The following is a 21,619-nucleotide window of genomic DNA, read 5'->3' on the forward strand; positions in this document are numbered from 1 at the left end:
AGCGTTGTCTGGACGCAGGTTACAGTGACCGCGGCCTGCCGAAGGCCGCGGTCACTTTTTTTGCCGGAAGAGAAATTGCGTGCACCGCATCATTGCTGCTCCTGCGAAGAAGCGCGGAGGCGCCACGGTGTAGCTGTTCTCAAGCCACGAACATCGCCGCGCCGACAAGCGACCACAGGCGTTAACAGGCGGGGCGGATCAAATTATCGCCCAGGCAAGGCATCAACTCACTGAAGCTCACGAAATCGACGGATGGCTTTATCCAACCCCGGCAACGGGCCACTGCGCCAGGAGGATTTCCTAAAATTTTATTCGTGTCGGCGGCTTTAACCCTACTGAAGTAATCATGTGACCTCCCGCAAAATTCCATTATTGCGACCCCAACGCGGATGTACGACTAGCGCCGGGGTATCTGATGGGAGGGCGGCATGGAGCAGGTCAACTTTGGCGAGCATACGCGCGCAGCGCACTTCGGGCATCGGAAGCTGACACCCAGAGCCTGCGTCGTCGACAGCAAAAAACACCTCCGATTGTTCCTTTCCGACGCACTCGAGGATCTCGGCTTCGTGACCTGCGAATGCGGTCAGGCCGGCGATTTGGCAGGCGTGCTGCAGGCCGAGCAGCCGGACCTGATCGTGCTCAGCGTGTGCGTCGACGGGATCAATGTCGGCGAAATTCTCGAGGTCATTGTCCGCAAGAATTTCGGCGGCAAGGTCCTCGTTATCGGTCAACCCGACTCGATTATGGTAAAGGCGGTCAGGCAAATTGGCGAAGAATACAGTATTGCCATGCTGCCCTCGCTGCAGACGCCGTTCGGCGCGGCGAGCCTGCGTGCCAGCGTCGCGGAGCTGCTACCGGCCGAGCCGGCGCCAAGCCCGGCCGTCGATGTCGCCGAGGCCTTGAAGGCCGGCTGGCTCGAATTGTGGTATCAGCAGAAGATCAACACGCGCACGCTGGTGCCGAGCGGCGCGGAGGCGCTGGTCCGGATGCGGCATCCAGCCTGGGGCGTGGTCCCGCCGGCCTATTTCATTCCCGACGATAAGGATCCGCATTTTCGCGCTTTGTCCGAATTCGTGGTCGGCCGCGCCATCGAGGACTGGCGCTATCTGCTGGAGAGCCAGGGGCCTGTCGACCTTTCGATCAACCTGCCGGTATCGTTCTTCGGCAATGCCGCGGCGGTGCGCGATCTGTGCCGCGCCATGCCGGCCCACCCCGCCTTTGGCGGGCTCCTGATCGAAATCAACAGCAGCGAGGTGATCGAGCACCCGGACTTGGCGGTGGACGCAGCAAGACGGCTGCGCCTGCACAATATCGCGATCGCCATCGACAATGTCGGCGCGGAATGGCCGTCTCTCCTGGAGCTCCGGAGCTTCCCGTTCGCCGAGCTGAAGGTCGACCAGCAATATATCAACGGCTGCGCGGACGACCGGCTGAAGCAGACGGTATGCCGGCGCATCGTCGAACTGGCCCGGGACAATGGCGCCCTCGCCACCGCGCAAGGTATCGAAACCCGCGCTGATTATCTCGCGGCCCACGACATGGGGTTCGATCTGGTCCAGGGCTACCTGTTCGGCAAGCCGGTGGCGGTGCGGAAATTTGCCCGCTCGCGCCCTCAGCTCACGGCCGGCTCCGACAAGCCGTCCTGAGCCGGGCTCACTCGAACTTCATATCGATGCATTTCGCGATGTCGGAGCCGAGGCCGGACGAGATGATGATGCAGCCACGCACCTTCGGCGTATTGTTGTCGCTGGCCCATACCGCATAACCGCCGGGACCGAAGAACGAATTGGTGTTCGGCGGCTCGGTTTCGGTGGCATCGAACGCATAGTCGCCGTCAGTATCGAAGATGCGCGGTTTCTTCGTGCAGCCGCCATCGGCCTGCACGTTGATGACTTCCTTGTTGTCCCGCGTCAGCGCCAGCGAAACTTGGCAGCGGAAATATTCCGAGGTCTTGACGTTGAACACATAAGCATAGGATTTGCAGGTCGCCGTGTTGAGCTTGCCCGGGGCAAGACCGCGGCTGCAGGCGATACGTTGATTGTTGCTGAGCTTGAAATTGTCGGCCTGTGCCGCGGAAGCCAGTGTCATGAACGACAGCGCAACACCCAAACCGACCTTCATGACGTGGTTCATCCTGACCATCCCTATGACGTTCTTCGCAATGCATGCTTGTAGCCGGAAAGGCGAACATAGTCGCGAAGTCGAACGCGGGAAATCACAAAGTCTCAAGGACGGTGTGATGCGTCGAAGGTGCCAATTGACGGCGCAACACCGTTCGTGATTTGTTCAAAGCGTGGGGCAAGAGGCCGAATGGCTGCGGGGAGTATGGATGATGATGAGCATTTCAACGAAGACGGCTTTGGCGGTGGCCGTCCTGGCGGGGCTTTCGACTTGCGCATTTGCGCAAGGTGCGGCGCCGACGCCTTGGGAGCTGAGACAGGACATGGGCTATGCCTACGGCAAGGACGGCAAGACGCTGTCCTACAAGATGGGCACCAATAATGCCGGCACACTGCTGAAAGGCGCCAAGAAGGTGCCGAGGGGAACGTTGTTCTTCATCGGCGAGAATGGACAACTCTACATGCGGACCGGCCCCTATCTCGAGGACGACGGCAGGTTCAAGTTCGGGTCGAATTGAGGGGCAATCGACCAACAATCTGGGTATCATCATCCGCGAAAGCGGATGATCCAGTACGCCGCGCCGCTGTGACTATACTCTGATAGCGCCGATTACTGGATGCCCCGCCTTCGCGGGGCATGATGGTTCGGGGTCGCGGCACGACTAAAACGCCCCCGCCAGCTCTTTCGCGCCGGGTTTGCCAGAGTTGAAATCCATGCGCTCGTCGGTGACCGCGAGCAGTTTCGCCACGGTGTTGTGGCGGATCGCGACGGGGTTGCGCTCGTAGCCGCCGCGCTGGAAGAAATTCGAGGTCGGCACCTGTTCACGCATCGCCTGCGGCATGGTCACCATGTCGAGGCCGGTGCCGTCGCCGGTCAGGTTCATCATTTCGAGTTCGGCGGCCGAGAGCGGGCGATTGTAGCCCTTGGCGCGCGCGAAATGGACCGAGGTCAAGAGCTTGTGGGTCTGCAGCATCGGCCCGACGTCGACATCGAGCACCATGGCGTGCACAGCCCAACCCTGCGGGGTATTGGCGAGCTTCTCATGCTCGGACCACGTGTCGGGTACGGTGCGCGCGAACGCCACCATCTTTTTCAGCACCGCAAGCTTGTGATCCATCGCCTTGCGCGGCGCGCCCGACAACGTCGCGGCCTTTGCCGTCAGTTCCTTGATGAGTTCGTGGCCCTGTTCGGCCAGCAGTTCGACGCTGTTGGTGGTGAGCAACTGGTTGTAGCCGATCGCAGTCGAGATCGCGCGGGAGCCTGGCTTTGAGGGATTCAGGCCCGACTGCATATCGTAATTGCCGTTGCCGCCGGTCTCGAACGAATAGACCCGCACCGCCTGCTCGCGCGTCAGGCCGGCGGCCAGCGCGTAGCGAGCATAGGCGCGCTTGAAGTCGACTTCGGCGGCCGGCCGCTGCGGCACGAACTGGAAATGGTCGGCAGCGGCTTTCAGGAAATCGGCGACCACCGGCAGCGGCTTGCGCTCGCGCGGCGGCTTCTCTTCCTCCGGCTCCGGATTAACCGGCCGCTTCGGCCCGCTGTAGACCGGCGGCTGCGTCAGCACGTAATCGTTCAGCGCAATAGCCTGGCGTTCCCGGCGCTTGGCGTTGCGGCCCTTTCGTTTCTCGGAGATCGAAGACCAATAGGCCCCCGCCTCCTCGTCGAACGCGGCGCGCGCTTCCTGATATTCCCTGAGCTTGCGACGATATTCGGCGATCGCCTGCGGCGAGGCCGCTTGCGCCATTGCGTCGGCAGTTGAGGGAGGGATCGGCTGGGTCGCCACGGCAGGCGGCGCACTCGCAAGCAGCGCGAGCGCGACAAATCCGGAACTCATGCGAATCAATGGCAGGCGCATGGCACCGTTGTAGCAAGCGTGCCCGCGAAGTCAGCCCCTGAAGGGAGCGACATTAAGCGGCGTTCTTTCTTCCCTTCTCCCCTTGTGGGAGAAGGTGGATCGGATCCTACTCCTGTTCAACACCGCTGGTCTTGACAAGACGCGACCACTTCTTCTCATCCTTGTCGATGAAGTCAGCATAGTTTTCCGGCGTGCCGGGCGTGATTTCGGTGCCGTCATTGCCCAATTGCTTCTTCACCTCGTCGGAAGCGAGTGCGTCGCGCAGCGCCTTGTTGAGCTTGTCGATGACCGGCCGCGGCGTGCCTGATGGCGCGACGAGGCCGTAATAGAGCGACGCGTCGAAGCTGGAGAGGCCTGCTTCCATCATCGTCGGCACGTCGGGCAACAGGCCCGAGCGGATGATGCTGGTCACCGCGAGCGCGCGCAGCTTGCCGGCGGAGACATTGGCATGCGAGGCCGGGATCGGCGCGAACGCCATCGGGATGTGGCCGCCGAGGAGATCGGTCAACGCAGGACCCGTGCCCTTGTAGGGAATGTGCACGAGCCTGATGCCGGCGGCGCGGGCGAAATATTCGCCGGTGATGTGGCTGGCGGTGCCGGCACCGGCCGAGCCGAAATTGACCTTGTCGGGATTGGCCTTCGCATAGGCGATCAGTTCGGCCACGCTCTTCGCGGGGAACGACGGATGCACCACCAGCGAATTCGGCGCGTTGCCGATCATGCCGATCGGCGCAAAATCCTTGCGCGGATCATAGCCGGGATTCTTGTAGAGCGAGGGGCCGATCGCCAGCGTGCCGGTGTAGCCCAGCAACAGCGTGTAGCCATCGGGATCGCTTTTGGCGACCGCCTTGGTGCCGATCGTGCCGCCGGCGCCGGGGCGATTGTCGACCACGACCTTCTCGCCGAGCAGTTCGCTCATCTTGTCGGCAATCGCGCGGCCGACGATCGAGGTACTGCCGCCGGGCGCGAATGGAATGACCAGCGTGATGGCGCGGGCCGGATAGGTTTGCGCTTGGGCTGAATCGATGGCTACGCTCGGGCCGAGCAATGCGGCGACAACACAAAAGCTCTTAATCCACGTGGACATGATGAGCGCGCTCCCAAAACTGTTTTATTGTTGGCGCGGCCATCGTCGCTGAAACGATCCGTATTCGCAAGCCGACCCGGGGCCGACACCACGGTTCGTCATTGCGAGCGAAGCGAAGCAATCCATTTATCCGCTCGCTGAGAGATGGATTGCTTCGTCGCTTCGCTCCCTTGCGCAAACGCTCAGCGTTTGTCGCAGGCAATGACGCGGGGGCCCACTACCTCCACGCAAACACCGGTTGCTCCAACTCGGCAACGCGGGTGCTTCTTCCCGCCAGCACTTCGGCAAATTGATAGATCAGCGCCGCCGTTGGCGCGTGGATGTGCTGGCCGGCATGGCGGAAGCGGATCACGCGCCGGGTGCTTTCAGGGATCGTGGTGAAGCTGAAGGCATCGTTTCGTTCAATATCGTCGAGCGCGACGCGATGCACCGAGGCGACCTCCGCGGGGTTGGGCACGAAATCGGCGCTGGCGCTCACCCAGACCACCACAGGCGTAATCAGATAGCCTGATCGCGTCGGATAATCGTCGAGCAGGCCGAGCACATCGTCCTCGGTCAGCCCGACGCCGAGCTCTTCGTGAAGCTCGCGCAGCGCGGCCTGCGCCTGCGTCTCGCCGTGGTCGCAGCGCCCGCCCGGCAGCGCCCATTGGGCGGCGTGCGAACGCAAGGTCGCGGCACGGCGGGTCAGCAGAAACGTCGTGCCACCGCCGGCCTCGGCTTCCGTCAGCGCGATGGCCACGGCAGCGCTCTTCAGCTCCGGCTCCGTGTCAACGGAAGGCACCCGCGTGAATGCCGCGCAGAGGCTTGCGATATTCCGCCGGGTGGTATCGTCAAATGACCGGGCCATCCCGCTTGACTACAACACCAGCGCATCAGATGAAATGACCCGGACCGCATGACAACCCGCAGGGAATGGACACCACGACATGACGAGCAAAGCCGCGGACAAACTCAAATCCGACGGCTGGAAGATCGTCGAAACGTCAGGTTTCCTGCACCTGATCGGCCCGCTGTGGCAGCGTGTGGTCGACGGCACGCATGAATATGCGCTCGCTACCGAGGACAAGCACCACAACCGCCGCGGCCTGGTGCAGGGCGGCGTCATCATGACCTTCGCCGACCGCACCTGCGGCATGACCGCCCGCTTCGTCTCAGGCAAGCCGACATTGGCGACGGTTCAGCTCGATACGCACTTCGTGGAAGCCGGCAAGATCGGCGAGGTTTTGGTGTCGAAGCCGCACGTGGTGCGCTCCACCCGCAGCCTGATTTTCATCACCACCGAAGTCACCGTCGACAAACGCTGTATCGCGATGGCGAGCGGTGTGTTCAAGATATTGAAAAGTGAGAGTTAGGGATCGTCATTGCGAGCGCAGCGAAGCAATCCATCTTTCCGCTTGCTGAGAAGCATGGATTGCTTCGCTGCGCTCGCAATGACGACTTAGAGCCGGAGGAGACCCACCCCATGCAATACCGCCAACTCGGCCGCAGCGGCCTGAAGATTTCGCCGATCTGTCTGGGCACCATGATGTTCGGCGGCCCGACCGACGAGGCGACGTCGGCGCGCATCGTGGCGAAAGCGCGCGAGGCCGGCATCAACTTCATCGACAGTGCGGACGCCTATAATGGCGGCCAGTCCGAGCAGGTGGTCGGCCGCGCCATCTCGAACAACAGGCACAACTGGATCCTGGCGACAAAGCTCGCCAACCAGATCGGCGACGATCCCAATCGCGGCGGGCTGTCGCGGCGCTGGGTGCTGCAGGCCGCGGACGAAAGCCTGAAACGGCTCGGCACCGACTTCATCGACATCTATTACCTGCACAAGGAGGACCACGCGACGCCGCTGGAGGAGACGGTGCGCGCGATCGGCGACCTGATGCGCCAGGGCAAGATCCGCTATTTCGGCGTTTCGAACTACCGCGCCTGGCGTGTCGCCGAGATCTGCAACATCTGCGACCGCAACGGCATCGATCGCCCGATCGTCAGCCAGCCCTATTACAACGCCATGAACCGCATGCCCGAGGTCGAGCATTTTCCGGCCTGCGGCTATTACGGCCTCGGCATCGTGCCCTATAGCCCGCTGGCGCGCGGCGTGCTGACCGGCAAATACAAGCCGGACACAGCGCCCGACAAGGAGACGCGCGCCGGCCGCGCCGACAAGCGCATGATGCAGACCGAATGGCGACCGGAATCGCTGCAGCTCGCGCAAGCGATCAAGCGGCATGCCGAAGCCCGCGGCATCACCGCCGGGCAGTTCGCGGTGTCATGGGTGCTGAACTCGTCGTTCGTTTCGGCTGTCATCGCGGGTCCGCGCACCGAGGAGCAATGGGACGATTACCTGAAAGCACTCGATTATCGCTTCACGGCGGAGGACGAGGCGCTGATCGATCAACTCGTGGCGAGCGGCCACCCCTCGACGCCGGGGTTCAATGACCCGGCCTATCCGATCGAGGGACGGCGGGCCCGGACGGATGGCGCTGCCCGATGAACGGGCGGAACGGTCCTGCGGCTGTCTACCACCATGCGTTGTATCAGGTCTGTAACTACCTTAACGGTATAGTAACCGCGACCGTCGAAGACTTCCCCGTTCAGGCGGAGGTCCATCTGGTGGACGAGCACAGAATAGCACCACGGCGGCGGCTGTTGAAGGCGGGCAGGATTTCGTTTGGCGGCGGCGCCGCCTTCGATTGCACGGTCCGCAATCTTTCCGAAACCGGCGCCGCACTCGAGGTGGGCTCCCCCGTCGGCATTCCCGAACGCTTCACGCTGGTGATCGAAGCCAACCACCTCCATCTGCCGTGTCGCGTCGTCTGGCGAAAAGAGAGGCGGATCGGGGTTCACTTCGAAACCTGACCGACGCCGCCGCACCGCGGGTTGACCTGACGGATCGCAGCGGGTCCGGCCTGATACGTCGTGACCGGACCCACCGCGAAATGATCGCTCTTGCAGTCTCAAGCGTCAGTGTCTGGATTCGAGGTTGACGATAACGCCGGTGGGCTCGGGCTCGTGCGGCGACAGTTTCGTCAGCGTCTCATCGCTCCAATAGGCAAGGTTTACGATCATGCCGACTGGCGCTTCCCGCTCGGAAGCCTCGGTCGGTTCCAGGACGTTGAGCCCGCCGCTGTCGAGGAAGAATGTGTGATCGCCAAACATGCTGGCCAGTTGCGGGACCACCGGATGATCGTCGGGAAGCGCCTGGGCTTCGAATTGCTTCAAGGCGCGTTCCACCTGTGCCGAGTTCAATTTCATGCACGACTCCTTCACTTGGCTTGCTGGTTGGTCGAGGACCGCGTGGTGGCTAAGACCGCACGCGGCTGCTCCTTGCGGAGGATACGAAAGGCGTCAAGGGTGTCGGATCCTGATCGCTCGTCCCCACCAGCGCAGCGCGCTGGTTCGCAAGTTCTCCTTCAATCCGCGCGCAGCGCGAATTGAACACGGGACAGTGGTGCCTCTTTGCGCCCGTTCAACCCGGCAACGAAATTAAATTCGCAATGTTCCGCAGAAAGGCATGTTCGAAATGCGACTGCCACGGAACCCTGTGGAACGCGTTGGGTAAACGGCGCGGCCTGCTATCTCCCGTCGGGAATGGGATGCCGCCTCGCCAATTCGTCGAGCGGCAGATGCGCCTCCGCATCGCTCAGCGCGAAACGGACAATGACGTCCTGACGGCCGACCTGCCCCCAAAGCCCGTCCGACGACCATTTCTGCGGCATGGGCCCGCGCAGACCCTCGACCCAGACAAAATACCATTCCGTCATCGATCACCTCTTAGGCCCATGACCCGGAACCAGATGCGCCGCGGTCTCGTTGAAAAGACATCGCGAGGCCTCGAACGCGAAAAGGCCGCCCGGCTCGTGCCGGTCGTTTCCGGAATTCAGCGACGCGCCGGAAGTCCCGTACACATCCGATGATAAGGATTTCGTCATGGAAATCAGCAATTTCAAGGACATGTACCTCGCCGAACTGCAGGAACTGGTGAGTGTCGAGGAGCAACTTTCGGAAGCGCTGTTGCGCATGGCGGCAGCAGCGTCCCACCCGGCGCTAAAGGATGCGCTGGTGGACCATCAGGCGGAGACAATGCGGCAGAAGGAGCGCCTTGTCGGCATCCTTCACAAGCACGGCGCCGACCCGGCCGCACATGTCGACCAGGCCATGCAGGCCCTCATCAGTGAAACCCGCAAGATGCTCGGTATCGTGGAGGGAGACGATCTTCGCGATGCGGCCCTGATCGCATCCGCCCAGAAACTCGAGCACTACGAGATCGCCGCTTACGGCTCGGCCGCCGCACTTGCCGGCCAGCTCGACCTGCGTGACGACCAGATGCTGTTGCACGACAGCCTTCTGGAGGAGAAAGAGGCCGACGCTATCCTCACCGACATCGCCAAGGGCGAAGTCAATCCGGACGCACTGGCGGCGTGAGTGTGGGCCAAGTGCGCACACGGGCATGCAACACTGCGATCCATGCAGCTTGATCGTCCCTGACAGAAGCGCAGCGAGACCGCCTTCGGGCGGTCTTTTGCTCTGCACGAAATGGCTTACTCTGTTGGGATGAACTGGCTCCTGATCACGGCCGCTTTGGCCTGCAATCCCGGCGACCGCCTGGTTGACCTCCGCGACAAGATCCCCCGCGGCCTGAATTCGATCGACCTGATGGTCACCGTCGAACCCTTCTATGCGCGCTTCTACATCTACCAGCCGGGTTTCCCTGACAGCATCCAGCATTGCTGCGGCAACAAGGGGACTTCAATTATCAAAGTGCCCGTTGTCGACGGCCGCTTTTGCGTCAGACAAAGTCAGCCGAAGATGAAATGGACGGTTCGGGCCCTCTTCAGGCCCGATATTCAGATGTAGTCGGTGGAAGTAGAGGAAGCCGGAATCAATCTATTATTCTAATCACGCCAGACGTGCAGCACGCGTTGGCGACGGCGGCCGGGACTACGTTCTTCAGCCAACAACGGGCAGACGTCCCCTGGACGCCGGGTTTGACGAACGTCCATGCACGGCAGCCGCGTGTCCGGCGGCAGAGTTCCAGGCAATCTCCCGAATTGCCTCTCAGGGCGACGTTGCGGAAATCATTGCCGGGCCGATCCGTGTTCTGGCGGGGGCCATCTTGCGCTGAAGCGGTGCCGGCGATTCCAGAAAAGGCTAAGACGAATGCGGATGTGATCATCAGGCTACGGAGACACATGGCAACCTCCTGTGGCAACTTCCCTGGGGTCGCTATTTAAGCGTTTACCGATCGCAGCCGGATATGAACTGGCTCACATGCCTGCCGCCATTGACGGGACGGCCACTGAAGCGGAAATGCGATTGGCCCATCCACGTCAGTTTCGCGCCTTCGTCAGGGGTCGTTGAGCGACTCAACTGTCAAACAGCGAGAGGGTATGCGTCCGCGTTCTCGCGGCTGAAATGCGCCCGAGCTTTGCGTAACTTCCGCCCTCCACGAAAAAGCAAAGGGCGCAGGGAAAGCCGGGTGCACGCTGCACCCGCGGTCTCGTGTGCAATTTGCGCAGAGAACGCGCACACGAGCATACAGGTCCAGCGGAGGCATCCCGGCTTTCCCTGCGCGATGGGTTACGGCTTACTTCGAGCTCTCCCCGGTGAACGGCTTTCTTGCCACCGTCGCCCGCGAGAAGCTTCGCTTCTCCCGGACTTAGCGCCAGCACCGCGGCGCCAGAACCACACGACTTCGCCGTCCGCGTCAGGCGCCTAACGTCAGCCAGCGCCATTCACGTCCACCGCCTCTCACCGCGCGTTCGTGACGTGGCCAACGCCCCTTTGGTGGGTAAGATGCGCGGAGTTATGGCGTTGATTTGGGTTGCGCGTGAAGCGGAATATTTTTTCGATGAGGGCTGGACAGCTTTTACTGATTTGCCCGTCGTGCCAATTGGTCGCATGCCGCGAGCGGCGATTTGCGCTTGCGCTGGAGGCAAATCAGCCGGCAGCGGAGGCAGGAGATCGTTTCGCGGGATGGAATTGCACGCGAGGAAACCCGTCGCCTCTCTCTTCTCGGGCAGCAGGTAGCCCGCATGAGCGCAGCGATATGCGGGATGGGGTATCAACGAAACTCCCGGATGTCGCTTCGCTCATCCGGGCTACGCTTGCCATTGCGCCTGCTGTTCATTGCTGCGCGTAGCAGTTACAAGCGATACGCGTAATCATCGGTCGCGCTGCCCAGGCGGCGGGGCGGCCGGCTAACAATAAGAAAAGGGCGGAACGTCATGCATAGTAAGGTCGTCGCACTCGTTGCAGCAGCATTCGCCGTCGTAGCTGGCGGACCAGCTTGGGCGGGATGGCCGGACGACAAGCCGATTGAAGTCGTCATCGGGTTTGCTCCCGGCGGCGGAACCGACGTCATGGCTCGCAAGCTGCTACCGTTCGTCGAGCAGAGATTGGGCGGAAAGGTCAAATTTGTCGTGCTGAACAAGCCTGGCGCCGGTGGAGAGATCGCGTTTGCCGCGATTGCTCGCGCCGCGCCGGATGCTTACGCGATCGGCGTGGTCAACGTGCCCGGCTATAATTTCATCCCGATGACGAGAAAAACCCAGTACAGCATGGATGAAATCCGCCTTATCGCGCGCGTGGTGGACGATCCGAGCGTGATCGTCGTGCCTGCGGAAAGCAAGCTTACAACGCTTGCGGACGTTCTGGCTGCGCTGCGCAGCAAGCCGGGTTCGGTAACGTTCGGTCACAATGGTGCGGGCACGAATGGTCATCTGGCGATCCGCATGCTGGCAAACGCCGGCAAGGTCGAGCCCAACGAAATTTCCTATCGCGGAACGGCCGCGCAGAGGACCGATCTTTTGGGCGGCCATCTGGAGGTTGGAATGGTCAGCCTCAGCGAAGTCCCCGAGCTGCACGGCACCAACAAGGGACCGCTCCGCGCCATTGCCATCCTGTCGAAGCAGCGTTCTCCGTCGCTGCCCGACGTTCCGACGGCAGAGGAAGCAGGCATCCCGGTCACGATGACAGCGGAACGCGGCTTCGCCGCACCCAAGGCCGTTTCGGACGAGGTAGCCAAGAAGCTTGAAGCTGCTATTGCAGATGGCCTGCGCGATCCGGAATACATCAAGAGCTCGCCTGGCGATGCCCCCGTTATTGCTTTCATGCCCGGTGCCGAATGGCAAAAGCGTCTCGACGACATGTCGCAAGCCTTGCGGCCATTCGCGGAAGAGATGAAGACGCAAGAGCAGAAATGAGACGCGCCACGTTGGGCGCGCCTTAGCCTCGATTGGGCTCAGTCCTTACTGTTCGGAGCGGGCGCGACTGCGCCTGCCACCTGCAAAGCGACCGGCGCCGGTGATGTCTGCGCTTATTGGGGGAATCTGGCGATAAGCATGCTTGGTGTGGTGGGAACCACTTCCAGTATGCTTCGATCGTCGCCAACAGAGCAGATGCGGTCAACCAATGCAGTGGTACGTGATCATTATTTCGGTCGCCACGACCGGCGCATTTGGGTGGTTTGCGCTCGAACTTGTTGGCCGGCCTATTCGAAATTTCTTCGATCTGCGACGGTCTGTGCGCAGTCAAATGCTTTTTCTGGCGAACGTCGCGGCACCACAACCTCGCGAGACCTGCGTCACTTCCGAGCAGATACGGCAATACGATACAGACTTAAAAAATGCGCGCGAGGCACAACGCATTCTACGTGATTTGGCCTCTCAAATGCTGGCGTTCGCCGAGAGCGAAAGGGCGGCTTGTATTGCAATCAGGCCGTTTGGTTTCGATCCCTCGTCGGCTGGCAGCGGCCTGATCGGACTTTCGAACACGCTCGACCGCCATGGGACCGATCGCGCCAGCTTTCGCAAGAAAGTCGAACGGGCGCTGCGGTTCAGCGAGTAGCCCGCATAAGCAAAACGATATGCGGGATCGGCACAAACCAAAACCCGGATGTCGCTTCGCTTATCCGGGCTACGCTTGCTGCTGTACAGGCTTAGTCCGATTGTGCTCGTCGTCATGGCGATGGTCATCAGTGTCCTTGCGTCGAAGTTCTCCGCGACCATCTGATCTTCCTTGTCGGATTTGGGATATTGCGGGCCGGATCGGTCCGATCTAGGGTCGTGTCATGGAAGACACAGTTACAGAGGCGGTCAGGAAACAGTACGAGGCGTATAGCTATCCGCCGCCAATCGAGGACGCCGAGAAATTCCGAAAGAAATGGGGACCGCTGACTTGTGACCCCCAATTTGCGGGCATTCAGTTGTGGCCAGAGGGCCGACCTCGGCAAGACCTGCGCATATTATGCGCTGGTTGCGGCTCCTCCCAAGCGGCTCTGATCGCCCTTAACAACCCAGACTGTGCTGTCCTCGGTATCGATCTTTCCGAGACAAGCCTCGCTCATTCGAACCGTCTTCGCGACAAACACAGCCTCACCAATCTCGAACTTCGGCAAATGAGCCTGCTGGACATCGGCCAGTTGAATCGCTCTTTTGACCTGATCCTTTGCACTGGCGTTCTTCATCACCTTCCGAATCCGGACGCCGGATTAATGGCGCTCGCAGATGTACTCGATCCATCAGGAAGCATGGCAATCATGCTTTACGGGAAGGCTGGCCGCGCTGGGGTATATCTAGTCCAGGATATCTTGCGGCGACTTGGAGCCGGTCAAGACGCCGAAGGCCTCAGGACTGCCCGCGAACTTTTGAAGTTTGTCCCATCGCACCATTATCTGATCTCACCGACCGGCAAACTGCCCCATGACCTCGCCGACGATGCGGGGGTCGTGGACATGCTGCTTCACCCACAAGACAGGGCCTACTCGGTGCCTGACATCATGGAGTTTGTTGCAGCGGCTGGGCTCATTTTCTTCGGTTGGAGCGACAACGCCCCCTACTGCGCCGATCGGTATCTCAGCGGAGAGATGCTGGAAAGGGTTTTGGCGCTCCCGGCCGCCGAGCAGTGGGCCGTCATCGATAATCTTACCGTGCTAAACGACAGGCACGATTTTTTCGTCAGGAAGCCCCAAAGCACGCGCTTCCTTACTCGTTTCGATACAAACGATTTTCTGTCGTATGTCCCGCACGTTCGATCGGGCGTTAAACTTGCTGGCGAAGCCAACGCATTGATCCTGACGCGCCCTTCGCCTCAAGGGGAAGTTATTACCCCGATATCGAGATCGGAAGCCCTGCTGCTGGAGCAGATAGACGGAAAAAAGAGCATCTCGGAAATTCTGTCCCACGCCTTGTTCACACGATCTGAGCCCGAACAGAGGACGAATTTCGCTCGCGCCGTCTGCGAGCGCATGTGGAGATCCGGAAATCTCCTGTTTGGCAGATCCGGCTCTTAAGCCCCAGGCCGAGAAACCGGACGGCGCGACGGTGCTGAACGCGCTGTAGCCGCCGTTGAGTATTACGGCGCCGATATTGTTGACCGAGCAAGTAGCTCGGATGAGCAAGCGATAGGCGGGAATCGGCACAACCAAAACCCGGATGTCGCTTCGCTCATCCGGGCTACACTTGCTGCGAATTTCTCCGGCCTGTGTCCACCAGTTCAATGCGCAAATCGGGAATTGCGCAAGACGACCAAGAGGGAGTCCGCGGGCGGGCCGTAGATCCGGCCCGCCCGCGCCAACTCAAGCGGTCACGAGGAAATTCGCGGCGTTCAACTCGTTCGGAAGAAGACCCACGAACAGCACCTGATTGCCCTCGCCGAGATCAAGGGTGGTACCCGAAGTTCCCCCGCTCAGATTGTCCAGCGGGTCGAAGTCGGCTCCAAAGCCTTCCAACACCACGACGTCCTGCGTTACGTCGAAGTCGTTAATGGTATCATCGCCTCCTGCAGACTCGCGAAAGATGAACTGATCGGCCCCACCGAAACCGGCGAGGATGTCGTCGCCGGCGCCGCCTTCGATCGTATCAGCAGCATTGCCGCCGATGATGGCGTCATTCCCGCGGTCTCCGAACAGGCGGTCGGGCGCGTGATTCGCCAATGACTGGTTGGCGACCGCCCGGATGAGGTCGTCACCGTTACCACCAAAGATCGTGTCGGCGGCAACGTCACCGCCTCGCAGTATATCATTCCCGGCATCCCCAAACACGACATCGCCCGTCGGGTCGTTCCAGGCGATGGTGTCATCGCCGGCACCGCCGAAGACTGTATCCCGTCCGGCCATGCCGCCAATGGTGTCGTTGCCGCGACCGCCGAAAACCAGGTCATCGCCGGCGCCCGTATTGATATTGTCGTTTCCCTGGCCGCCCCTGATAATGTCGTCGCCGTCGCCGCCTTCAAGCCTGTCATTCCCGGCGAGGCCACGGATGATGTCATTGCCGCCGAGCCCGGGAAGAAAATCGTCGCCCGGCGTTCCGACAACGACGTTGTCGTTGTCGTCTGCGATTGCGATCAACTGCCCCCGGATCTCGCCTGTCTGATTTTGATTCGTGTGGACGTTGAAATAGATCGGAACCTCCGATCCCACCGGAGCTGAGCCGAGTTCGTTGGCGAAGTTGGTGATTGAAACGTTGGCGGGGTCCGTCGTCTCCCATCGGCCACTTACAGTCCAGGAGTCATCCGTATTCAGGACGATGCTGAGATCATCGGCGTCCTGGGCCGGGTTGATCTGCCCGAATACAACGGGCCCGTTTGCTCCTCGGACCTGATTGTGAAAATGCGTGGAGGTGACGTCGTCCAGGGGCGACGGCGTCTGGGCCGGACCACCCGTAGCCGGGCCGTAATCGACGCCCTCGATCCGAAACGTATAGCTCGCGGCAATTTCCGTGCTGTCAAAGATGACAGTGCCGAGACCGCTTGCAGTCGAGTTGACCGGGGGGACTTCCTGAGTGCCTTCGAGAACCACGCGGAACGCTGTGGACATGCGAGCCTCCTTTGCTCTTTGCTCAACAGGTTCTGGCGGCCAGCGACGCCGGCGTGCACGTGTGGCAGCTATTGCAATCCGGCTCGGGCCGGTGGATTAGGCGCAGCGTCGCTCCGCTATCGCGGAGTCGGCGCGTTGTCCTTCTCGCGGTACTCGGCCGAGAACAAGGGATCGCTGGATCGCGCCAACCTAGCCCGCCGCTGTAGGCCTTCGAGCGGGCGTTATTGTGTTTTGTTTATAGCGATCGACGCATTGTGATCGACGCAATTTTCGGTTGCGAGCTGGAACTTGCGATCGGTTCCAAACCTGTGTGCGCATCCCGAGCGACGCCGAGGTGAGCATTCACTCGGCGGGGCGGGTTCTTTTGGATGGGGGGCATTCAGCTTGAATGGTGCCCAGGGGCGGGATCGAACCACCGACACTGCGATTTTCAGTCGCATGCTCTACCAACTGAGCTACCTGGGCATACTCGAGGGCCCAAAGGCCTAAGCGAGCGGGCGGTTTATAGAGAGGTCGGAGGGTCATGTCCACCCAGCTTCGCCTTTGGCTTCGCTGGGCGCGGCCCGCCTTCCGGGCTCTCCCCAAGTTATTGGCAAATATCCCTTATTCGGCGTCTTCGGGGTCTGTCTCGCGGCCGGGGATGACGTACTTGCCGGATAGCCAGCGGTTCAGGTCGACATCCCGGCAGCGTGGGGAGCAAAAGGGTGCCGTGGCCGGGCTCGCCGGCTTGCCGCATTCCGGGCAGGGCTTTGAAGCGCCCTTGGATTCCCCGGCATCCTTGGGCCTGCCGGCGGCTTGGGGCGGCTTAGCTGGCATTGAGCCAGCCGAACCGGATCGGAAAGCCCTCGCCGCCCAATAGCGTGACTGATTCGTAGAGCGGCAGGCCGACGACGTTGGTGTAGGAGCCGACCATCTTGACCACGAACGATCCGGCGATGCCCTGCACGGCGTAGCCGCCGGCTTTGCCGCGCCATTCGCCGGAGCCGATATAGGCCTGGATGTCGTCCTCGCTTAAGCGCTTGAAGCGGACGCGGGTTTCGATCAAGCGCTGGCGAAACGCCTCCTTCGGCGTCACCAGGCAAATGGCCGTGTAGACGCGGTGATTGCGCCCCGAGAGCAGCCGCAGGCACTGCGCGGCTTCGTCGACCAGATTGGCCTTGGGCAGGATGCGGCGGCCGACCGCGACCACCGTATCGGCGGCCAGGATGAAGGAGCCGCGCAGCTCGTCGTCGAGCTGGACGGATTTCAGCGCCGCATCGGCCTTGGCGCGGGCCAGGCGATTGGCGCAGGCGCGCGGCAGCTCGCCCCGCTTCGGGGTTTCGTCGACATCGGCCGGGCGCAGCGCGTCGGGCTCGATGCCGGCCTGGTTGAGCAGGCTGAGCCGTCGCGGCGAACCGGAAGCGAGAACGATTTTGGGGCGGCCAAGCATGCGGGGTTTGTCGTGGAAAAGGATTCGGAGGGGATGCGCGCGCGGAACCTATCGGAAGGCACTCCATTCCACAACCGGGGAACAAGTGATTGTTGTCACTGGGAATCTTTCGTCGTCCCTGCGAACGCAGGGACCCATAACCACAGGCCGTTGTCATCGGAATGACAATCGGCGATTAGCACTTCCTAAAGTCGCACGGCCGCGGCGTATGGGTTCCTGCGTTCGCAGGAACGACGGGAAACCACCCGCCACGGCGCCCTTCAGCGCACCGGATCAATTGGCGTAGCTATGCCCAGGCGGGCCTCTATGGCCTCGGCCGCATCCAGGCACAAATCGTCGCGCAATCGCTGCCCGGTGATCAGCACGCCGATCGGCAATCCCGTTTCCTCGTCACGCCCGGCCGGCACGCAGGCCGAAGGCAGCCCGAGCAAATTGGCCGGGACCACCGGGCGCATCAGTTCCTTGGTCGCGGCCGCTCCGGCCGGGGTCGCCGAATCAAAACCATGCTCGAACGGCAATTGCGTCCAGGTCGGCGACAGCAGCAACGGCCGGTCGGCCATGTAGGTCGACCATGCGCGTGCGATGCCATCGCGTTCGGCCATCAATTGCGACCATGACGCCGCGTCGGCCAAAGGCGGGATGTCCTGATTGAAGTTGTTCAGGAAGGCCATCGCCTCAGTGCCCATCATCGGGGACAACAATGCCAGCACCGAGCCGAAATCACCCATGATCAGGCGGCGCCAGCAGCCAATCGCGTCGTCGTAGCGTGGCGGGCAGGCTTCTTCCACGACATAGCCGGCGTCGGCCAGCGCCTGTGCGGCACGCCGCACCACAGCCGCCACCTTTGGATCGGTGCCGCCGCCGGGCGGCTCGGGCAGCACGGCCACGCGAACCGGCCACGCCAGCGCTCGTCCCTCGAACGGGGCATCGATCGACCAGGGATCGCGTGGATGCGCGCCCATCAAGACACGCAGACCGAGCCGCACATCCGCGACGCGGCGTGCCATCGGCCCCTGCACGTTCATCAGTTGCACCGCCAGCAACCGGTCTTCGGCCGGCACATAACCCGCATCGGGGACGCGGCCGGCGGATGGACGGATGGAAGCGATGCCACAGGCGTTCGCGGGATTCCGCAGTGAGCCGCCGATGTCATTGCCAAGGCCGATCGGGCTCATGCCGCTGGCCAGTGCTGAGGCCTCACCGCCGCTCGAGCCGCCTGCGGTGCGGCTTGGATGCCAGGGATTTCGCGTCAGGCCGTGAAGCGAACTATCGGTGTGCACGCGCAGCGCCATGTCAGGCAGATTGGTGCGGGCGATCGGTATGGCGCCGGCGGCGCGCATGCGTTCGACGACCGGCGCATCCGCCGGCGCCACTGCCTTGGCCAGCGCGGGCACGCCCCAGGTGGTGGGCAGGCCGGCCATGTCGATGTTTTCTTTCACCGTGAAAGGCACGCCATGCAGCGGGCCAACGTTCTCGCCGGCCGCCAGCTTCTGGTCGGCCTTAACCGCAGCCGCGCGGGCCTCGTCGGCCAGCACGCGCACCACGGCATTCAGCGCCGGGTTCACCGCATCGATGCGCGCCAGATGGGCGTCGATCACCTCGGCCGAACTCAGTTGCCGGCGTGCAATGCGCTGCGCCAGTTCGGTGGCCGGGAGTTGCCAGATCTCGCTCATCGCTTGCTCCAACATGACATGCGCAACGAAGTCGCGCGCAGGCCCCCCCACCCGTCGGTGAGAGTAGTATTGCACTTGTCTGATGTCGACGGTGCGACCGGCCCCCACCCGCTCGCTCGCCGCACCGACCTTTAGTCTCGTGTCCCGGACGCGGTGCAGCGCGCAAGCGCTGCTCCGCAGAGCCGGGACCTATGGCCGACGTGGACCCCGGACCAGCAGCGCACCACGCCGCAAGCGCGGCGCGCTGCGCTGCATCCGGGGAACGCCAGTCTCCGGCAAAGAACTACCCGCTCGCCGCACCCGCCTTGGCGAACCGGCGGCGGATGCGCATCGATAGGCCGTCGCAGACCTCGCGATAGGCGGCAAGCTTCTGCTCGCGGTTGCCTTCCATGCCGGTCGGATCCGGCGTCGGCCAGTATTCGACATCGGCGGCCATGGTGCGCGTCAGCTCCAGCGCCTTGTGGTGGGCTTCCGGCGACAGCGTGATGATGAGGTCGAAATTGAGCCCTTCCCAATCCTCGAGCTCCTCGAACGTCATCGGCTTGTGGCCGGAAATATCCTGGCCGAGTTCGGCCATCACGGCGACCGCGAACGGATCGAGCTCGCCTTTCTTGGCGCCGGCGGACTTCACATAGAGCGCCTGCGGGAACATCTGCCGCAGCAGACTCTCCGCCATCGGCGAACGCACGCTGTTCATTCCGCATGCGAACAGCACGGCCTGCGGGTTGCGCGCGCGGGGCGCATCCATGCGGTCAGGCTTCTCTCGGCGTCATGCGTCCTGCCCCTTCCAGTGCAGGACGCAGATCAGCGTGAACAAGCGCCGCGAGGTTTCGAAATCGATTCTTACCTTGCCCTTCAGCCGTTCCTGCAGCGTGCGCGAGCCCTCGTCATGGATGCCGCGGCGGCCCATGTCGATCGCCTCGATCTTGTCGGGCGTCGCGGTGCGGATCGCCTGGTAGTAGCTGTCGCAGATCATGAAATAATCCTTCACGATCCGCCGGAACGGCGTCAGCGACAGCAAATGCGCGACGACGGGCGTGCCGTCCTCGCGGCGGATGTCGAACATCAGCCGGTTGCCGGTAATGGCGAGGTGCAGCGTGAATGGCCCCTGCGCATCGGCTTCCGGCGCGAACACGTTCTGCTCGATCAGATCATAGATCGCAATCGCCCGCTCATGCTCGATATCGGGCCCGGAACGCCCGATCGATTCCTCGTCGAGCGTCACCGCGACGATGCGGTTGTGCTGGTCATCGTCTGGTGGCGGCTTGTTCATGGCAAATTGAGGCGCAATCCGACGGAGCGTGAATGGGCGTCTAAACCCTCGGCCTTGCCCAAGGTCATCGCGGCAGGCCCCAGCGCGCGCAACTGGTCCGGCCCGCATTTGAGAATCGAGGTGCGCTTCATGAAGTCTAGCACGCCGAGCCCCGACGAAAACCGCGCCGAACGCGCCGTCGGCAGCACGTGGTTGGAGCCGCCGACGTAATCGCCGATCGCCTCCGGCGTATGGGACCCAAGAAAGATCGCGCCGGCGTTGCGGACCTTGGCCGACAGGCCTTCCACATCCGCGGTCATGATTTCCAGATGTTCGGCGGCGATCGCATTCGCCAGCTCCACCGCCTCGTCGAGTTGCCTCACCATGATGATGGCGCCGAAATCGTTCCACGAGGCTCGCGCGATGTCGGCACGGGGCAGCGTCTTGAGCTGGGACTCCACCGCGCTTTCGACCTCGGCGGCAAGCCTGGCACTGTCCGTGATCAGGATCGACTGCGCGCTCGCATCATGCTCGGCCTGCGCCAGCAGATCGGCCGCGATCCAGCCGGCATTGCCGGTGTCGTCGGCGATCACCAGCACTTCCGAAGGGCCGGCGATCATGTCGATGCCGACCTTGCCGAACACCTGCCGCTTGGCGGCGGCGACATAGGCATTCCCCGGACCGACGATTTTTGCCACCGGCGCGATCGTCGCCGTGCCATAGGCCAATGCCGCCACCGCCTGCGCGCCGCCGACGCGATAGATTTCGGACACGCCGCCAAGCTGTGCCGCGGCCAGCACCAGCGGGTTGAGCTTGCCGTCCGGCGAAGGCACCACCATGACGACCCGCGGCACGCCGGCAACCCGGGCCGGCACCGCATTCATCAGCACCGAGGACGGATAGGCCGCGGTGCCGCCGGGCACGTAGAGGCCGACCGCATCGACCGCGCTCCAGCGCCAGCCGAGCTCGACGCCCAGCGCATCGGTGAAGCGCTCGTCCTTCGGCAATTGCCTCCTGTGAAACGCCTCGATTCGGTCACGGGCGAATTTCAGCGCATCGAGGGTTGCGGTGTCGCAAGCCCCGACCGCGGCATCGATCTCGGCCGCGGTCACGCGCAGGCCGGAGGCGTCGATGTCGAGCCGGTCGAATTTCTTGGTCGCCTCGAGCAGGGCGGCGTCGCCGCGCGCGGCCACGTCATCGACGATGGCGCGGGTGGCGCGCTCGACATCGGCCGAAACCTCGCGCTTGGCGGCGAGGAACGTCGCAAATCGCTCGTCGAAATCGGCGCTGCTTCTGTCCAGGCGAACGGGCATGGTGGCTTTCTTGGGATCGGGTCGAAGGCCTATGCTCAATGGCGCGGCGGCCAAGGGCCGTCAACCCTTGCCAGACCCCAAA

General features: G+C 62.4%; 24 protein-coding genes and 1 tRNA gene. 10 read left to right on the forward strand and 15 right to left on the reverse strand.

Annotation, left to right across the window (positions count from 1 at the left end; translation table 11 throughout):
- Positions 1–428: 428 nt before the first annotated feature.
- Complete coding sequence (locus KIP88_RS18375) at positions 429–1,646, forward strand: EAL domain-containing protein (protein ID WP_214489349.1); 1,218 nt, start codon at positions 429–431, stop codon at positions 1,644–1,646.
- A gap of 7 nt (positions 1,647–1,653) precedes the next feature.
- Here KIP88_RS18375 and KIP88_RS18380 read toward each other — a convergent pair whose 3' ends face one another.
- Positions 1,654–2,133, reverse strand: coding sequence for a hypothetical protein (locus KIP88_RS18380; RefSeq protein WP_214489350.1), 480 nt, complete (start codon positions 2,131–2,133; stop codon positions 1,654–1,656).
- Between the two features lie 202 nt (positions 2,134–2,335).
- Here KIP88_RS18380 and KIP88_RS18385 point away from each other — a divergent pair, with 202 nt between their 5' ends.
- Entirely contained in the window at positions 2,336–2,638 is a 303-nt protein-coding gene (locus KIP88_RS18385; RefSeq protein ID WP_214489351.1) for a hypothetical protein, read from the forward strand.
- A gap of 144 nt (positions 2,639–2,782) precedes the next feature.
- On the opposite strand, the gene KIP88_RS18390 is transcribed toward KIP88_RS18385, so the two are convergent.
- From KIP88_RS18390 to KIP88_RS18400, 3 genes are all read right to left on the reverse strand, one after another.
- A complete protein-coding gene (locus tag KIP88_RS18390; protein WP_214489352.1) occupies positions 2,783–3,976 on the reverse strand; it encodes a hypothetical protein in 1,194 nt (397 codons plus the stop codon).
- Between the two features lie 106 nt (positions 3,977–4,082).
- Entirely contained in the window at positions 4,083–5,063 is a 981-nt protein-coding gene (locus KIP88_RS18395) for a tripartite tricarboxylate transporter substrate binding protein (protein ID WP_214489353.1), read from the reverse strand.
- Between the two features lie 217 nt (positions 5,064–5,280).
- Positions 5,281–5,910 carry a CoA pyrophosphatase gene (locus KIP88_RS18400; RefSeq protein WP_214489354.1) on the reverse strand — a complete coding sequence of 210 codons (630 nt, stop codon included), beginning with the start codon at positions 5,908–5,910 and terminating at the stop codon, positions 5,281–5,283.
- A 79-nt stretch (positions 5,911–5,989) separates the two neighbouring features.
- Here KIP88_RS18400 and KIP88_RS18405 point away from each other — a divergent pair, with 79 nt between their 5' ends.
- From KIP88_RS18405 to KIP88_RS18415, 3 genes are all read left to right on the forward strand, one after another.
- The gene (locus KIP88_RS18405) at positions 5,990–6,415 is read left to right on the forward strand and encodes a PaaI family thioesterase (RefSeq protein WP_214489355.1); all 426 of its coding nucleotides are present in this window, start codon (positions 5,990–5,992) and stop codon (positions 6,413–6,415) included.
- Between the two features lie 110 nt (positions 6,416–6,525).
- A complete protein-coding gene (locus tag KIP88_RS18410) occupies positions 6,526–7,548 on the forward strand; it encodes an aldo/keto reductase (RefSeq protein WP_214489356.1) in 1,023 nt (340 codons plus the stop codon).
- A gap of 119 nt (positions 7,549–7,667) precedes the next feature.
- Positions 7,668–7,913, forward strand: coding sequence for a PilZ domain-containing protein (locus tag KIP88_RS18415; RefSeq protein WP_214489396.1), 246 nt, complete (start codon positions 7,668–7,670; stop codon positions 7,911–7,913).
- 105 nt (positions 7,914–8,018) lie between these two features.
- On the opposite strand, the gene KIP88_RS18420 is transcribed toward KIP88_RS18415, so the two are convergent.
- Both KIP88_RS18420 and KIP88_RS18425 read right to left on the reverse strand, forming a co-directional pair.
- Complete coding sequence (locus tag KIP88_RS18420; protein ID WP_214489357.1) at positions 8,019–8,309, reverse strand: hypothetical protein; 291 nt, start codon at positions 8,307–8,309, stop codon at positions 8,019–8,021.
- 320 nt (positions 8,310–8,629) lie between these two features.
- On the reverse strand, positions 8,630–8,818 hold the full coding sequence (locus KIP88_RS18425) for a hypothetical protein (RefSeq protein WP_214489358.1): 189 nt from the start codon (positions 8,816–8,818) through the stop codon (positions 8,630–8,632).
- Positions 8,819–8,984: 166 nt separating this feature from the next.
- Here KIP88_RS18425 and KIP88_RS18430 point away from each other — a divergent pair, with 166 nt between their 5' ends.
- Complete coding sequence (locus KIP88_RS18430; protein WP_214489359.1) at positions 8,985–9,479, forward strand: ferritin-like domain-containing protein; 495 nt, start codon at positions 8,985–8,987, stop codon at positions 9,477–9,479.
- A 111-nt stretch (positions 9,480–9,590) separates the two neighbouring features.
- Positions 9,591–9,911, forward strand: a complete 321-nt coding sequence (locus tag KIP88_RS18435; protein WP_214489360.1) for a hypothetical protein — start codon at positions 9,591–9,593, stop codon at positions 9,909–9,911.
- A 25-nt stretch (positions 9,912–9,936) separates the two neighbouring features.
- Here the strand turns inward: KIP88_RS18435 and KIP88_RS48500 are convergent, their stop codons facing one another.
- Positions 9,937–10,248: a PAN domain-containing protein gene (locus KIP88_RS48500; RefSeq protein ID WP_374226478.1), complete on the reverse strand. Its 312-nt coding sequence runs from the start codon at positions 10,246–10,248 to the stop codon at positions 9,937–9,939.
- A gap of 1,033 nt (positions 10,249–11,281) precedes the next feature.
- Here KIP88_RS48500 and KIP88_RS18445 point away from each other — a divergent pair.
- The 3 genes from KIP88_RS18445 to KIP88_RS18455 all read left to right on the forward strand — a co-directional run bounded on the left by KIP88_RS18445 (position 11,282) and on the right by KIP88_RS18455 (position 14,346).
- Positions 11,282–12,259 (forward strand): tripartite tricarboxylate transporter substrate binding protein, encoded by a 978-nt coding sequence (locus KIP88_RS18445; protein WP_214489362.1) that lies wholly within the window; start codon positions 11,282–11,284, stop codon positions 12,257–12,259.
- 208 nt (positions 12,260–12,467) lie between these two features.
- Positions 12,468–12,902 carry a hypothetical protein gene (locus KIP88_RS18450; RefSeq protein ID WP_214489363.1) on the forward strand — a complete coding sequence of 145 codons (435 nt, stop codon included), beginning with the start codon at positions 12,468–12,470 and terminating at the stop codon, positions 12,900–12,902.
- Between the two features lie 223 nt (positions 12,903–13,125).
- Positions 13,126–14,346, forward strand: coding sequence for a bifunctional 2-polyprenyl-6-hydroxyphenol methylase/3-demethylubiquinol 3-O-methyltransferase UbiG (locus KIP88_RS18455; protein ID WP_214489364.1), 1,221 nt, complete (start codon positions 13,126–13,128; stop codon positions 14,344–14,346).
- A gap of 285 nt (positions 14,347–14,631) precedes the next feature.
- Here KIP88_RS18455 and KIP88_RS18460 read toward each other — a convergent pair whose 3' ends face one another.
- The 8 genes from KIP88_RS18460 to hisD form a co-directional block, all read right to left on the reverse strand.
- Entirely contained in the window at positions 14,632–15,870 is a 1,239-nt protein-coding gene (locus KIP88_RS18460) for a CHRD domain-containing protein (protein WP_214489365.1), read from the reverse strand.
- 389 nt (positions 15,871–16,259) lie between these two features.
- A tRNA-Phe gene (locus KIP88_RS18465) sits at positions 16,260–16,335 on the reverse strand.
- A 138-nt stretch (positions 16,336–16,473) separates the two neighbouring features.
- Positions 16,474–16,686, reverse strand: coding sequence for a DNA gyrase inhibitor YacG (yacG, locus tag KIP88_RS18470; protein ID WP_214489366.1), 213 nt, complete (start codon positions 16,684–16,686; stop codon positions 16,474–16,476).
- The gene (locus KIP88_RS18475) at positions 16,676–17,299 is read right to left on the reverse strand and encodes a Maf-like protein (RefSeq protein ID WP_108514414.1); all 624 of its coding nucleotides are present in this window, start codon (positions 17,297–17,299) and stop codon (positions 16,676–16,678) included. The genes yacG and KIP88_RS18475 overlap by 11 nt, the downstream gene beginning before the upstream one ends.
- A 260-nt stretch (positions 17,300–17,559) precedes the next feature.
- Positions 17,560–18,972 carry an amidase gene (locus KIP88_RS18480; RefSeq protein ID WP_214489367.1) on the reverse strand — a complete coding sequence of 471 codons (1,413 nt, stop codon included), beginning with the start codon at positions 18,970–18,972 and terminating at the stop codon, positions 17,560–17,562.
- Between the two features lie 283 nt (positions 18,973–19,255).
- Complete coding sequence (locus KIP88_RS18485) at positions 19,256–19,720, reverse strand: low molecular weight phosphatase family protein (protein WP_214489368.1); 465 nt, start codon at positions 19,718–19,720, stop codon at positions 19,256–19,258.
- A gap of 21 nt (positions 19,721–19,741) precedes the next feature.
- Entirely contained in the window at positions 19,742–20,245 is a 504-nt protein-coding gene (locus KIP88_RS18490; RefSeq protein WP_214489369.1) for a UPF0262 family protein, read from the reverse strand.
- Positions 20,242–21,537: a histidinol dehydrogenase gene (gene hisD, locus KIP88_RS18495; protein ID WP_214489370.1), complete on the reverse strand. Its 1,296-nt coding sequence runs from the start codon at positions 21,535–21,537 to the stop codon at positions 20,242–20,244. Before hisD ends, KIP88_RS18490 begins: the two co-directional genes overlap by 4 nt.
- Positions 21,538–21,619 lie beyond the last annotated feature (82 nt).

The organism is Bradyrhizobium sp. SRL28 (genome assembly GCF_018596315.1).
Classification (GTDB): domain Bacteria; phylum Pseudomonadota; class Alphaproteobacteria; order Rhizobiales; family Xanthobacteraceae; genus Bradyrhizobium.